Source organism: Parabacteroides sp. KHUB-03 (assembly GCF_056640975.1).
This window is the reverse complement of the sequence record NZ_CM153257.1, coordinates 2,065,271-2,079,822: the sequence shown is the minus strand read 5'-3', so window position 1 is coordinate 2,079,822 and position 14,552 is coordinate 2,065,271. Positions and strand designations below refer to the sequence as shown.

General features: G+C 39.9%; 12 protein-coding genes and 2 pseudogenes. 9 read left to right on the top strand and 5 right to left on the bottom strand.

Features of this window, described 5'->3' with window-relative positions; all coding sequences use genetic code 11:
- The first annotated feature begins 327 nt into the window (after positions 1-327).
- The 4 genes from ACYIB7_RS08970 to glmM are packed head-to-tail and all read left to right on the top strand — an operon-like array spanning position 328 to position 4,404.
- The gene (locus ACYIB7_RS08970) at positions 328-1,299 is read left to right on the top strand and encodes a ComEC/Rec2 family competence protein (RefSeq protein WP_234999255.1); all 972 of its coding nucleotides are present in this window, start codon (positions 328-330) and stop codon (positions 1,297-1,299) included.
- Positions 1,300-1,346: 47 nt separating this feature from the next.
- Positions 1,347-2,396, top strand: coding sequence for a DHH family phosphoesterase (locus ACYIB7_RS08965; protein WP_103982057.1), 1,050 nt, complete (start codon positions 1,347-1,349; stop codon positions 2,394-2,396).
- A gap of 53 nt (positions 2,397-2,449) precedes the next feature.
- A complete protein-coding gene (bamK, locus tag ACYIB7_RS08960; RefSeq protein ID WP_099465414.1) occupies positions 2,450-3,007 on the top strand; it encodes a BamK family beta-barrel-assembly machinery protein in 558 nt (185 codons plus the stop codon).
- Positions 3,008-3,015: 8 nt separating this feature from the next.
- Complete coding sequence (gene glmM, locus ACYIB7_RS08955) at positions 3,016-4,404, top strand: phosphoglucosamine mutase (RefSeq protein WP_480336820.1); 1,389 nt, start codon at positions 3,016-3,018, stop codon at positions 4,402-4,404.
- A gap of 70 nt (positions 4,405-4,474) precedes the next feature.
- Here the strand turns inward: glmM and ACYIB7_RS08950 are convergent, their stop codons facing one another.
- The gene (locus ACYIB7_RS08950) at positions 4,475-4,741 is read right to left on the bottom strand and encodes an integrase core domain-containing protein (protein WP_160034605.1); all 267 of its coding nucleotides are present in this window, start codon (positions 4,739-4,741) and stop codon (positions 4,475-4,477) included.
- 86 nt (positions 4,742-4,827) lie between these two features.
- Between ACYIB7_RS08950 and ACYIB7_RS08945 the strand changes: the two are divergent.
- Positions 4,828-5,007: pseudogene (locus ACYIB7_RS08945) on the top strand (LytTR family DNA-binding domain-containing protein); the annotation flags it as partial.
- 2 nt (positions 5,008-5,009) lie between these two features.
- Here ACYIB7_RS08945 and ACYIB7_RS08940 read toward each other — a convergent pair.
- Positions 5,010-6,779, bottom strand: a complete 1,770-nt coding sequence (locus tag ACYIB7_RS08940) for a sensor histidine kinase (protein WP_480336817.1) — start codon at positions 6,777-6,779, stop codon at positions 5,010-5,012.
- 12 nt (positions 6,780-6,791) lie between these two features.
- Positions 6,792-7,478: a response regulator transcription factor gene (locus tag ACYIB7_RS08935; RefSeq protein WP_103982053.1), complete on the bottom strand. Its 687-nt coding sequence runs from the start codon at positions 7,476-7,478 to the stop codon at positions 6,792-6,794.
- Positions 7,479-7,898: 420 nt separating this feature from the next.
- Between ACYIB7_RS08935 and ACYIB7_RS08930 the strand changes: the two genes are divergently transcribed.
- The gene (locus ACYIB7_RS08930) at positions 7,899-8,216 is read left to right on the top strand and encodes a hypothetical protein (RefSeq protein ID WP_103982052.1); all 318 of its coding nucleotides are present in this window, start codon (positions 7,899-7,901) and stop codon (positions 8,214-8,216) included.
- 104 nt (positions 8,217-8,320) lie between these two features.
- Here the strand turns inward: ACYIB7_RS08930 and ACYIB7_RS08925 are convergent, their stop codons facing one another.
- Both ACYIB7_RS08925 and ACYIB7_RS08920 read right to left on the bottom strand, forming a co-directional pair.
- Positions 8,321-8,815 carry an NUDIX hydrolase gene (locus ACYIB7_RS08925; protein ID WP_103982051.1) on the bottom strand — a complete coding sequence of 165 codons (495 nt, stop codon included), beginning with the start codon at positions 8,813-8,815 and terminating at the stop codon, positions 8,321-8,323.
- 28 nt (positions 8,816-8,843) lie between these two features.
- The gene (locus tag ACYIB7_RS08920) at positions 8,844-10,874 is read right to left on the bottom strand and encodes a DNA topoisomerase 3 (RefSeq protein ID WP_480336814.1); all 2,031 of its coding nucleotides are present in this window, start codon (positions 10,872-10,874) and stop codon (positions 8,844-8,846) included.
- A 162-nt stretch (positions 10,875-11,036) separates the two neighbouring features.
- Between ACYIB7_RS08920 and ACYIB7_RS08915 the strand changes: the two are divergent.
- The 3 genes and pseudogenes from ACYIB7_RS08915 to ACYIB7_RS08905 form a co-directional block, all read left to right on the top strand.
- Positions 11,037-11,801, top strand: a pseudogene (locus ACYIB7_RS08915) (sulfatase-like hydrolase/transferase); the annotation flags it as partial.
- 156 nt (positions 11,802-11,957) lie between these two features.
- Complete coding sequence (locus ACYIB7_RS08910; protein WP_103982048.1) at positions 11,958-12,788, top strand: metallophosphoesterase; 831 nt, start codon at positions 11,958-11,960, stop codon at positions 12,786-12,788.
- A gap of 167 nt (positions 12,789-12,955) precedes the next feature.
- On the top strand, positions 12,956-14,518 hold the full coding sequence (locus ACYIB7_RS08905; protein WP_103982047.1) for a carboxylase: 1,563 nt from the start codon (positions 12,956-12,958) through the stop codon (positions 14,516-14,518).
- Positions 14,519-14,552: the final 34 nt, after the last annotated feature.

Below are 14,552 nucleotides of genomic sequence, written 5' to 3'. Positions count from 1 at the left end.
TACATAAAATACCAAACCTTGACATAAATGATTGAAGAAATTCAAAAGCGGCCTTTTGTGAGGCCGCTTTTCTTATGGATAGCCGGAATCTTGTTACAGTTAATATTTCCTGACTGCAATCTTTCTGTTTTGCTTTTGTTTTCCTCCGGTACATTCTTGTTATTGGCATTCTGTTTCGAAGCGAACGGCAATAGATGTTGTTATAATTACCGCTGGACATGGGGATTTGTTTTTTCTTGTCTGCTAATAACGTCATCCATGTTTGTTACCGCAGGAGTTGAGCGGCAAGATAATCATGTTAGCCCTGCTGTAATACAGCAATTTGCTATGAAAGAACAATCAAAATTGGCCGACTCTTTTGATTGTTTACACTTGACAGATGAAGAAAAATCGGTTTTAGCTACAATAACATTAGGATACCGGCAAGCTATGAACCCGGAGGTGAAAAGAAATTTTTCGACAGCCGGTGTGGCACATATTTTGGCTGTAAGCGGTTTTCATGTAGCTATCGTTTGTGGTTTTCTTTCCATTGCTTTGGGATTTCTTCCAAAGAACAGAGCCGGACGATGGACTAAGTATATTTTAGTAGTGGTTCTTTTATGGAGTTTTGTTTGTGTCACAGGTATGGCCGCTTCAACTGTCAGGGCTGGTTGTATGTTGTCTTTTTACCTGACAGGAAAAGTTTTGCGGCGTACAACAGATAGCTATAATACTTTGGCTGCCGCGGCTTTTTGTATGTTGGTGTACGATCCGTTTTATTTGTTTGATATAGGTTTCCAGTTGAGTTATATAGCAGTATTCTTTATCCTGTATTTACAACCGTCATTAAGGAATTTTATTTATGTAAGAAATCCTTTGTTGTCGATTCCCTGGAATTGGATTACAATAACAATTGCGGCGCAGGTTGGCACGGCGTTACTTTGTTTATTTTATTTCGGACGGTCATCATCCGTGTTTTTATTCACGAACTTGCCTTTAACCTTTATTGCAACAATGCTTATTCCGATGGCATTTTTATGGCTTATGTTGCCTCAATGGTTTCCTGGCCTTGACTGGTTGCAGCGGGGCGTGGAGATTTTAACGCAATGGATGGTGAAAATTGTGGATGCTTTCAGTCACATTCCAGGAGCTATGTTTATTATTCAACTTGATTTTGTAAGTTTGATAGTTTGCTATGCTATTCTTTTGTCATCGTTGTTATATTTACGTTTGCATCGTCCGGTATGGCTACTTTTATCATTGTCTTTATTGTTAATTATAATGTTTGCTGAAGTTATTAAAAGGTATTATGTATCCTGAAACATAAAAAAGTCGTACCTTTGGCTTTGAAAATTTAGAAAGATTATATGATTACAAAAATCATTCACGAAGAAAAGATTCAGAAAGCCAAAAAGTACGTAGAAAAAGGCGAAAGTTTTGTTATAGTAACACATGTATCACCGGATGGTGACGCGCTAGGTTCATCTTTAGGTTTATATCATTTTCTGACTGCTTACGGTAAAGATAATGTTTCGGTGGTTGTGCCAAATGGATTTCCTTCATTTTATAATTGGATGCCGGGACGTAAAGATATAGTGATCCATGAGAAATATCCGGATTTTGCCGAACAATTAATACGTGAAGCGGATGTAATCTTCTGTTTGGATTTTAATGAACCGAAGCGTATAGAAAAGCTGGCTCCGGTTGTTATAGCTGCCGAAGGACGTAAGGTAATGATAGATCATCATTTGAACCCGGCCGATTTTTGTCGTGTAATAATGTCTTATCCCGAAATGTCTTCTACCAGCGAAATGGTATTCCGTTTTATTTGTCGTATGGGCATGTTTGACCTGCTGGATAAAAATGCTGCCGAATGTATTTATACGGGAATGATGACAGATACCGGCTCTTTTACATACAATTCAAATAAACCTGAAATTTATACGATTATCAGCGAACTAATAAAGAAAGGCATAGATAAGGATCTGATATACCGTCAGGTGAATCAAGTCTATTCGGAATCCCGCTTACGTTTGATGGGGTATGTCTTGTATGAAAAGATGAAAATATACCCTGGATGTCATACAGCACTGATTACATTGTCTGATGAAGAATTGAAGCGTTTCCATTATGCAACCGGAGATACGGAAGGTTTTGTAAATCTTCCACTCAGTATAGAAGGTATATGTTTCAGTGTATTCATTCGCGAAGATTCGGATTATATGAAAATATCTTTACGCTCTGTTGGCGATTTTCCTTGTAATCAGTTTGCCTCTAAATATTTCAGTGGAGGAGGACATAAAAATGCTTCCGGTGGCGAATATTATGGAACATTATCGGATGCCGTTGCCGTTTTCGAAAAAGGATTAGAGGAATTTAATCCTAATAAAATGGAAGATTTGAGTAAAAATGCGTAAGATGTGATGGAGATTATTTACATTTGCCAGTCATTATATTTAAAGAGTTACAGATGAAAAAAGGTTTTAATTTCTTGTTGATTGTGTGTGCTGCGCTGGTGGCTATATCATGTAGTAAAACGAAAACGTATACGGATATGCTGAAAGCAGAAAAGAAAGCTATAAACCGCCTGATTGATGAAGAGGGAATTGAAGTATTGGATGATTATCCTGAAGACGGTGTTTTTAAACCCAATCAATTTGTGAAGCTGGATAATGATGTTTATCTGAATGTGATTGATTCAGGTAATGGCCAACGGGCGGTACTTGGACAGACACAGGTGTTGTGCCGTTTTATTGCAAAACCATTGCTGGGTGATACCTCATCTTTTAATACTTTGTCGGAAAGCAACACTTTTCCTGTAGAGTTTACTTATGGGATTAATCAGCCAAAAACTTCTTATTATGCAGATTTTGTAGGGGAAGGACTAGCCAGCGGCCTGGCCTATGTAGGTGACAGTTCGTATGTGAAATTGATAGTTCCGTTTAAAAGATTTACTCAGCAGACCTATTTTAACACGAATGGTATTCCTGTCTATTTTAAGAAGGTAAGGTATATATTTGAAAAATAATCTGACTTATGACTCTAATTAAATCTATTTCCGGTATTCGCGGTACAATTGGTGGTAGTCCGGATGACGGGTTAAATCCGTTGGCTATCGTGAAGTTTGTGGCAGCTTATGCTACATTTATAAAGAAAAGCACAAAAGTAAAGACAAACAAAATTGTTGTAGGACGTGATGCCCGTATTTCCGGTCCGATGGTAAAACAGGTGGTATTGGGTACACTTACAGGTATGGGATTTGATGTTGTGGATATTGATCTTGCAACTACGCCTACTACCGAAATAGCCGTTACTATGGAACAGGCTTGTGGTGGAATTATTTTAACGGCGAGCCATAATCCGAAACAGTGGAATGCTTTGAAGTTATTAAATGAACGGGGCGAATTTCTGAATGCTGCAGAAGGTAATGAAGTATTGGAAATTGCAGCAGCAGAAAATTTTGAGTTTGCCGATGTTGACCATCTGGGTAAGGTAACTGCAGATAATACCTACAAACAAAAACATATCGAAAGTGTTCTGAAGTTGGATTTGGTGGATGTAGAGGCTATTAAGGCTGCCAACTTCCGTGTTGCTATCGATTGCGTAAATTCGGTAGGTGGTGTTGTGCTTCCTGATTTGCTTTATGCGTTAGGTGTAAAAGAAATCTTTAAGTTGCATTGTGCTCCCCATGGTAATTTCTCTCATAATCCGGAACCATTACCTGAAAATCTGACAGAGATTTCGGATTTGATGAAACATGCAAAGGCTGATGTAGGCTTTGTTGTTGATCCGGATGTAGACCGTTTAGCTATTGTTTGTGAAAATGGCGAAATGTTTAACGAAGAATATACGCTGGTAGCCATTGCCGATTATGTTCTGAGTCATACGCCGGGTAGTACGGTTAGCAATCTTAGTTCTAGCCGTGCCTTACGTGATGTAACCTGTAATCATGGTTGCAAATATAATGCGGCTGCAGTAGGAGAGGTGAATGTTGTAACAAAGATGAAGGCAACCGATGCTATAATAGGTGGCGAAGGAAATGGCGGTGTTATTTATCCGGCAAGTCATTATGGTCGCGATGCATTGGTTGGCATAGCTTTGTTCTTGTCTCATTTGGCAAAAAAGAAGATGAAGACCAGCGAACTGCGTGCAACTTATCCTCCGTACTTTATTTCAAAGCAAAAGGTTCAACTTACCCCGGAGATTGATGTGGATGCAATCCTTGTAAAGGTAAAAGAAAAATTTGCCCAGTATGATATTACCGATATTGATGGTGTAAAGATTGACTTCCCTGATAAATGGGTGCATCTTCGTAAGAGTAATACCGAACCTATTATTCGTATCTATTCCGAAGCCCATACAATGAAAGAAGCCGAAGAATTAGGCGGAGAATTGATTCAGATTATCAATGATATGTGTAAGTAGGAAATATAAGAAATAATAATGACTAGTCCTAAATAACCGTTACAGTTATTGGACAAAACTAACACATTTATCACAGTTCAGCAAGGCTAGCCTTGCTGAACTGTTTGTTTTTGTAACTTTTAATTTTAATCTGCCTCTGATGGTGCATATACTCCGGTGTTTTGTATCCGCACGAGTAATGTGGTCTGAGATTATTATATTTATAAACAGCATCCTTTACCAGACGCTTCATCTGCGTCAATGGAAGATTAAGGTCTTCAAGCAGAAACTCATGTTTGAGTATCCCGTTTATCCTTTCTGCTATGGCATTTGCATAAGGATCATAGGATTCAGTCATGCTCGGTATGATATGATACCGTTTCAATAATCTCTGATATGCATCGGAGCAGTATTGTATACCACGATCTGAGTGATGTATTAAGGGTTCCTCCTTCACGGTTTTTCCGCGTAAACAGGCAATTTGTTATTTCCCGCATGGCTGTAAAAGATATAGACCTATGGTTTAACAGCCGTTTGTCTGTCAATCTGAAAGTGCCTGCTCCCGAAAAGATACTGGTAAGCAAAGCCCGCGTTTCGGAGTTTAAGGAATGGTTTACTTCCTGATATTATATTTTTTTCTTGAGTGTAAAGAAAAATGTGACACCTTTTCCCAGGCTGCTTTTGGCCGAGATTTGCCCTTTATGGAAGTTGACGCCATTCTTTACAATGGATAAACCTAGTCCGGTTCCGCCTACTTTACGGCTTCGCCCTTTGTCTACCCGGTAAAAACGTTCGAAAATACGGTTGATATGTTCTTCAGCTATGCCGGTGCCATTGTCGGAGAAACTGAAGTAATAATACTTAGGATCTTCCTTATAGCAGTTTACTGTAATATGAACTTCTTCACCGGCATAAGCAATTGCATTATCGTACAGATTGCGGAATATGGAATAAAGTAGTGAATAGTTGCCGTATATGGTTGGATTATCCGGTAAGATGGCTTCGGCTGTAATTTTCTTTTCTTCCATTTCTTTGGAGCATTCTTTCTGTATTTCCGCTATTAATTTGGGTATATTTACTTCCGATAAGTCAAACATACCTGCAGCTTCATCCAAACGGTTTAATACGGATATATCGCGGAGTAATCCGGTTAGCCGGGTACTTTGTGAATAACAACGTTCCAAAAAGAATTGGCGTTTGTCGGGCATTAAATCCGGATTGCTTATAATAGTTTCCAAATATCCTTGAATGCTGCTGACCGGTGTTTTCAGTTCGTGCGCTACGTTTTGTGTTAGCTGGCGTTTCATACGGCTTTCTTCTTCCTGTCGCGAAATATCGTTAACAGATAATTCGTAACTGTTATCGAGGAACAGGATGCATTCAATTAGAAATATTTTTCCGTTTTTGTCGACGGTAACAGATTGGCGGAGTACTTTATTTTTTCGGTTTTGCAGGTTGATTGTCTTGGTAAGGAAAGTGCGGATTGGCTCCATTTCCGGAATATCCAGGACATCTTCTGCCTGGTGTATCTGTGTATCGGATATGATGTTCAGGAATTGGATAAAAAGGATATTGGACAGTATTTCCTTCCCATCGGCAGTGAACATGGCAAAACCTTCCTTAGAATATTGGAAATGCTTGATAATCTTATCCCGTTCCATTGAAAGCTCGTCTTTGGCCTTCTGCTGGCGATGATAAAGTGTAACGATATTTTGTGAAATGTCACCTAATTCGTCATTCGGAAAAGTATAGTCTGTTTCGGGTATCTGCCCTTTTTGGATGTTTAAAGCAAAGTCGCGTAGTTTTGAGATAGTCCGGCCAATATTGAATGTGAAACGTGAAAGGACAAAGAAGAAGATCAATATCATTAAGACTGCAAAGTAGATAAAGTCTTTATTGATGGAAAGGATTCCTTTTACGTATGGATCGTAAGGCAGGGCGGTACGGAAAATATATCCGCCTATATTGTTGGCCGAATAGAAATAACGTTTACCGGTTGAACGCGACGAGCGGATGGCGAATCCTTCGTTGTATAAACGGGCTTTGCGTACTTCGCTGCGATCGTTATGGTTGCTGAATTCTTCTGTTCCGCTGTTGTCAAACAGTACTTTGCCGGAAGGGTCGATAACGGTTACCCGGAGCTCTTTATGGGGAATATCTTCAATGAATTGTCTGACAGCAAGATTGATATTGTCGGTTTGCTGGTTTTTGCGGAATAATTGGTAGTTGTAATTGCTTAACACATTATTCAGCTTCTCCTGTGCAAATTCACGTTCCCGCTGATATTGGAACAATAGGAAGCAAACAGAGAACCCCAGGAACATAAAGAAAATAGACCAGAACAGCCGTTGGCTAAATGGGACCCGGTTTCTTTTTTCTTCTTCAATCTTGACCATATTTGCCTTCTGTTAAAATTCGAAACAGTAACCGAAACCTAAGCGGGTTACGATATTCTTTCCATATATGCCTATCTTCTTTCGCAGACGCGTAATGTTAACGTCTATAGTACGGTCTAACACATACACTTCGTCTTTCCAGATACGCGACAGAATTTCTTCTCTTGAAAAGACATTCCCTTTATTTTCTAACAGTAGCTTTAGTATCTCGAATTCTTTTTTGGTAAGAGCTACTTCTACGCCATCCACGGTAGCTTTAATGCGTTTGGTGTCCATAACCAATGTTTCGTAAACCAAAAGGTCGCTTTCTTTGGTTTGCTCTTTATTTGCTGTCCGCCTTAATACGGCTTTGACACGTGCTGTAACCTGGCGGATAGAGAATGGTTTGGATATGTAATCGTCGGCTCCCAGGTTAAATCCGGTAAGCATGTCGTTTTCCGTATCTTTGGCAGTTAGGAAGATAATGGGAATGTTTGCTGTGCTTTCATTTTTACGTAATATGCTTGCCAGTTTGAAGCCGGATATTTCTCCCATCATTACATCAAGCAGTAGTAACTGGTAAACGGATAAATCCATCTTTAAAGCCTCTTCGGCACTGAAAGCAGTATCTACTTCATAACCTTCTGTTTCAAGATTAAACTTGAGGATTTCACATAAATCTTCTTCATCATCTACTACAAGGATCCGGGTTGTTGCCATACTCTTTATTCTTTTTACAAATATAATTCTTTTTGACAAAGGACGATGTTTCTTATTTCGGCTAAGTGAAATATATATTACATTTACGTGAAGATAGACATTGTTTTCAAAGTCTGTTTTCACAAATGATTGAAATAATAGTTGATTACTGTAAACGGCGTAAGTGGCGCAAAAATACGGAATATTATCAGTTTTCTAATGAAAAAAATAGCCATTTAGAAGTTACTATGAAGCTCTTGTCATTTTATTACTTTAAAGCCAAGTTTCTTAACCTCGTAAACTAAATTCCCAACCTCAAACATTATAATATCTTTTCCTTTATACTACCTATATCTTTGCTCCTGTAAGCTTACAGAGATAGTTAATATAGGCGGATTCCGAAAAGCCTTTGAGAGAGTAGGAAAATTAGTATTTAATATTATGGCAGCAGAAGAAAAAATTCCAATAGGTGGCGTTTTAGTTACGCCTGGAAAATGTCCGAAATTCACAATGGATGGTAGAAATTATCACTTTACACTACATCAAGAGAAAAAACATGTTACATTGGAGAAGCCTGATGGAAAAGATGAAGCTCATTATTTTTTTCGTACAGACCCGTCTACAAGTGGACCAGGATATGTAGTAACAGGTTATAAAGAACCTGGAAATCATGATCTTGATGAACTTAAAAATGTAAGCAAATATGTTAAGGAGAATTATACAGAAATCTTAAAAAAAGCGTTCCGTGGTAAAAAATAAATGAGACAATCGCCTAGAATATTACTGCTCTAGGCGATTGTTTTATGATGTCTTGTTCAATATCGCAGGGTCATCTGATCTTTTTTTCAAAAAATCATTGTTAATTATGTAAGGAACAGTTTACTGAATTCTTTTTCGAAGTTCGGTGTGAAAACCTGTTTTCCTAAATTGGCTTTTATCTCTTCCAACGGCCAAAAACGGCCGCCGTCTAATTCTTCCTTATCAGGAGTAATTATTCCGTTGTATGTTGTGCGGAAGGTATTCACCAGTTCTTTTTCTATTGCAGATTCGAATACATAGCTGGTAATGAATTCCGGAGTGAACTCTGTTATGCCTAATTCTTCACGCACTTCACGGCGCAAGGCTTCTTCAACCGTTTCTCCGTAATCGATATGCCCGCCCACTGCAGTGTCCCATTTGCCCGGCTGGATATCTTTTGTCATGGAGCGTTTCTGCAAGTATAAATCTCCATTGTCGTTAAATATATGGAGGTGGATGACCGGATGTAATTGTTTGCTTCCGCTGTGGCACTCCTGCCGGGTTGCTTTTCCTATTGTTTCACCTGTTTCGTTTACAAGTGGGAACCATTCTGTTTTCATTCCTGTATAATTTGTGATACAAAAGTTGTTATTTTCCAAGCCCCTTTATAACTTCTGCCAATTCTTCATCCGATAATCCTTCACCATATGTTGTGTAATCCAGACGGAAGGTGCAGCCGTTCTTATATTCTGAACAACCATAGGCCGTTTTTCCACGTAGGATGGAGCCTTTTTTGCAGATGGGGCAGACGGGTTTCTTTGTACGGGGTTTCCGGGGTTTCCTTTCTTTGCCCTTTTCTTTTTTTTCTTTTTCTTCAACCGGTACTTGCTCGATAGTGATAGTACGGTTGCTTTGATCGGAGAGGACGTTGTTGACAATTTGTCCGACAAGCTGCTTTAGTTCTTCCAGAAAAGTGCGCGCTTCGTAGGTGCCTTTTTCAATCAGGCGAAGTTTCTTTTCCCAAAGCCCGGTAAGCTCGGCACTTTTCAGAAGTTCTTCGTTTATGGTGCCTATCAGTTCTACACCCGTTGCCGTAGGAAATAAGTTCTTCCGTTCTTTCCGTATATAATTGCGTTTGAACAGTGTCTCAATAATAGCCGCACGGGTAGAAGGACGGCCAATGCCGTTTTCTTTCAGGGCATCGCGCAATTCATCGTTATCTACCAGTTTACCTGCTGTTTCCATAGCACGTAGCAGGGTTGCTTCCGTATATGGTTTGGGTGGCTGTGTCCATTTCTCTCCTAAAGTTGGCTTATGAGGGCCGCTTTCGCCAACTTTAAATTCGGGAAGTACGCCTTCTTCTTCTGACGGTTCTGCATCCGGGTCTTTTTGCTCGGCACCGAATACTACGCGCCATCCGGGTTTCAGTATTTGCTTTCCGGTTACCTTGAACTCTACTTTTCCTACTTTTCCTAATACGGTAGTTGTTGAGATGTCACAATCCGGATAAAAAGCGGCAATAAAACGGCGTACTACCAAATCGTATACTTTTCGTTCATTATCTGTCAGGTTTCTTGCCTGTACGCCTGTCGGGATTATGGCATGGTGGTCGGTAACTTTGGTATTGTCGAATACTTTCTTACTTTTCGGAATCTTGGCTGAGAGCACAGGGGCTGTCAGTTCTGCATAATCGGCCAGTCCTTTAAGCGTATTGGGCACTTTGGGATAGATGTCTTCACTCAGGAAAGTTGTATCTACACGGGGATAGGTGGTTATTTTCTTTTCGTATAATGATTGTATCAGCTTTAATGTCTCGTCGGCCGTAAAAGCAAATTTCTTGTTGCATTCTACCTGCAAAGATGTTAGGTCGAATAACCGGGGAGCATATTCTTTTCCTTTCTTTTCGGATACATTTGTGACGGTAAAGTCTTCTTGTTGTACAATCTCGAGGAATGCTTCTCCTTCTTCTTTCTTTGTAAATTTTCCTTTGGTTGCAGAAAAGGTGGTATTCCGGTAAACGGTCTTCAGCTCCCAATAGGGTTCCGGTTTGAAGTTCTCTATTTCTGCCTGCCGGTTGACTATGAGTGCCAGTGTGGGTGTTTGTACGCGCCCGATGGAGAGTACCTGTTTGTTCTGGCCGTAACGCAACGTGTATAAACGGGTGGCATTCATGCCTAGCAGCCAGTCTCCTATAGCCCGGGATAATCCGGCTTCGTATAGTTTGTTGAAATCTGTTTGTTCCTTTAATTCCCGGAAACCTTCACGAATGGCTTCTTCTGTCAATGATGAAATCCACAAACGGTAAACCGGGCATTTGCAGCCGGCTTTTTGCATTACCCAACGCTGGATAAGTTCCCCTTCTTGTCCGGCATCACCACAGTTTATTACCATTTCGGCATTTTGCATCAGGCCTTCTATTGTCTTGAATTGTTGTTCATAAGTAGGATTATTTATCAGCTTGATGCCAAAACGGGGAGGTATCATCGGGAGGGAACCGAGGCTCCACCGTTTCCAGTTGTCAGTGTATTCGTGCGGTTCCTTAAGGGTACATAAATGGCCGAATGTCCAGGTTACCTGATAACCGTTACCTTCGATATACCCGTTCATTCGTTGGGTTGCACCGAGGACTTCGGCAATTTCGCGAGCCACACTGGGCTTTTCGGCAATACATACTTTCATCAGCTCCGTTCCTTTTCTGAATTGTGAGGCAAAGGTATATCATCCCGATCATTTTTTCAAATCATCGGGAAGATTTACAAAAAACATCGGGATGATTTTAATTGCCTTCTTTTGGTCTTTCTCATAATTTGGTTTAGTTTTGTATGATGTAAAATATATATCATGAACAACAAACTAATGGTATTGGTTGCTGCATCCGCTTTTTCCTTGTCGGCAGTAGCTTCAAATTATACAAATATCGTACTTATAAACCTGGATGATGCAGGCTATGGAGATTTCTCTTTCAATGGTGCTTATGGCTATAGTACTCCTAATATAGACCGGATGGCCGCCCAGGGGATTCGTTTCACACACTTTTTGGCAGGCCAACCTATCAGCGGTGCTTCGAGAGCCGGTTTGATGACAGGATGTTATCCTAACCGTATAGGTTTTGCCGGTGCTCCCGGTCCGGATTCCAATTATGGTATTCATCAGGACGAGATGACAATGGGAGAGTTGCTGAAACAAAAAGGATATAGCACGGCTGTATTTGGCAAATGGCATTTGGGAAGCCAGGAACAATTTCTCCCTTTGCAAAATGGCTTTGACGAATACTACGGGCTCCCGTATTCTAACGATATGTGGCCATTCCACCCGCAACAAGGCGAGATATTCAATTTCCCCGATTTACCTACATACGATGGAAATAAAGTGATAGGGTATAATACTGACCAAAGCCGGTTTACCACCGATTATACCACCCGGTCGGTTAACTTTATAAAGAAGAATAAAAACAAGCCTTTCTTTTTGTACCTGGCACATTCCATGCCTCATGTCCCTTTGGCAGTATCGGATAAATTCAAAGGTAAAAGCCAACAGGGATTGTATGGGGATGTGATGATGGAGATAGATTGGAGTGTGGGAGAGGTGATGAAGACATATAATGATCCTGAATACGCAGATATAATTAAAGAAATGAAGCGGGAACTTCTTGAATTGCGCAAACAATATAAAGATACGGATCAGGAAACCCCACGGATGCAGGAAATTATAAATACCTGTTATTGGTAAATGTGATGTTGACAATTATTAAATCATATACTCATGAATAAATTATTTTTTTCTTTAGTAACAGTACTTCTTTGTATGAATCAGGCATTTGCTCAGTCGGATGCATTTTATTTTGTTCAGATGTCAGACCCGCAGTTCGGGATGTTGGATGGTAATAAATCTTTCACAAAAGAAACGAAGTTGATGGAACAGGCTGTGGAGGCTGTAAACAAGTTGAATCCGGAATTTATCGTTTTTACAGGTGACTTGGTGAATGTCTGGAATGATAAAAAACAGATTTCCGAATTCCGGCGAATCTTGGGGCAGATAAAAAAAGAAATCCCGGTGTATGTATTGCCTGGCAATCACGATTTTGATGTAAATGTTTCAGACGAAGCTTTTCAGGCTTATCTGGATGAATATGGCTATGACAGTTTTAATTTCCAGGTTAAGAACACTTGCTTTATCGGCTTGAATAGCCCGGTTATCTTCGCCGACAAGAAAGATGAAGAACAATCGCAGCTGGTGTGGATGGAAAGAATCCTGAAAAACTCACAGAAGTGTAACCATCGTATCCTTTTCAGCCACTATTCTTTTTTTGTGGAAACACCGGATGAGGCAGACCAATATTTCAATATTCCATTGACGAAGCGCGGAAATTATATTGATATGTTTAACAAATACAATGTCGATGCTATGTTTTCAGGACATTTGCATCGGAATGCCAAAGGTTCTGCAGGTAATTTTAAGATGATAACTTCAAGTGCATTGTGCTATCCGTTAGGTGAAGACAAAGTTGGTTTCCGTATTGTAAAGGTTTATCCGGACCGTATCGAGTCGGATTACTATGATTTGGATAATATTCCTGTAAAAGTAAATTTATAGTAATTGCATAAAAATATGAAGGAAACTATTTACGGTATTTTGTTCCTGCTCTGTGGGTTTAGAAAATTTGTTTATTCTTAACCTGAAAAACCGTGCCAATCTTATTTAGCGTTTGTTATAATATTGTAAAGACTTCAGTCTGATAGAACGATTTAAATAAGTTTGGTATGGTACGTAAATTATTAATTCGAGATTTAACTCTTCGTGATGGTCAGCAGTCTGCATTTGCTACAAGAATGTCACAGAAGCAAATAGACCGCGTTCTTCCTTATTATAAAGATGCTGGTTTTTATGCCATGGAAGTATGGGGTGGGGCAGTGCCCGATTCTGTAATGCGTTACTTAAATGAAAATCCGTGGGAACGCCTGGAAAAAATAAAAGCGATAATAGGAGACGCATCCAATCTTACTGCCCTTTCCCGTGGTCGCAACCTCTTCGGTTATAATCCGTATACGGATGAGATTATAGATGGCTTTTGCCGGAATGCCATTCAGTCGGGTATAAGTGTTATGCGTATTTTTGATGCTTTGAATGATGTGGACAATATTAAATCTACTATTCGTTACGTTAAAAAGTATGGTGGAAAAGCGGATTGCGCCGTTTGTTATACGATAGATCCCCACCATTCGGCAGTAGAACGTATTAAGGCAGCTTTGCATGGACATCCTCTGCATAAACCAATCTTTACAGATGAGTATTTTCTGAATAAAGCTCTTTTAATGGAATCGCTGGGGGCTGATATGATAACTCTGAAAGATATGAGTGGCTTGATTCCTCCGGGACGTACGGCAGAACTGATACGGCTTTTAAAAAAGAACCTGAAAGTCCCTGTGGATTTTCATACACATTGTACGCCCGGTTATGGTTTGGCATCCGTATTGATGGCAATAGTGAATGGTGCTGATATTGTTGATACAAATATATGGAATTTTGCAGGTGGCCCGGCCGCACCGGCAGTTGAATTGGTTTATATTTTTTGTAGGAAGATGGGAATAGAGCTCGATTTGAATATGGAAGCTGTTGCCAGGATTAATGCGGAATTGCTTGAAATACGTAAAGAATTATCTGCGTTTGATACGGCAAAGAAGCTACCGAAGCACTTTGATCCGCTGGAAGATAAAATTCCTGCCGAAATAAATCGTTTCTTTAATGATGCTATTGAGGCTGCGCGTAAAGATAAAGAAGATGATCTGCTGCTTTATTGCCATGCAATAGAAGAATATTTTGATTTCCCAGAGCCAAATGACTTGGTGAAGAAAGCTCAGATCCCCGGAGGAATGTACACGAATATGGTTGCCCAGTTGAAGCAATTGGGACAGTCTGATTTATTGGAAAAGGCAATGTCATTGATCCCTCAGGTCAGAATGGATGCAGGATTGCCTCCGCTGGTTACTCCTACAAGCCAGATTATCGGTGCTCAAGCTGTGTCTTGTGCTTTGGATGAAGAAAACGGGCGTCCGATGTATAGTAATCCTTCCAATCAGTTTATTGCATTGGTTAAAGGTGAATATGGTAAGACGCCTATACCGGTTGATCCTGCTTTTCGTTTGAAAATTGCCGGTGTCCGTGATGAGATGCCTTATGATGGTTCATCTTATGTGATGCAGGAAAATCTTGTATTGGAAGAAAGTGGTGTATTGTTAGCTGAAAATGAAAAGGAAATCCTTTTGTTGGAATTATTCCCTACTGTTGCGCGTACGTTTTTGACAAAGCAAAAGATGAATAAATGATACGGGTTTAAAAGAGCTGACTTTTAATCGTAAA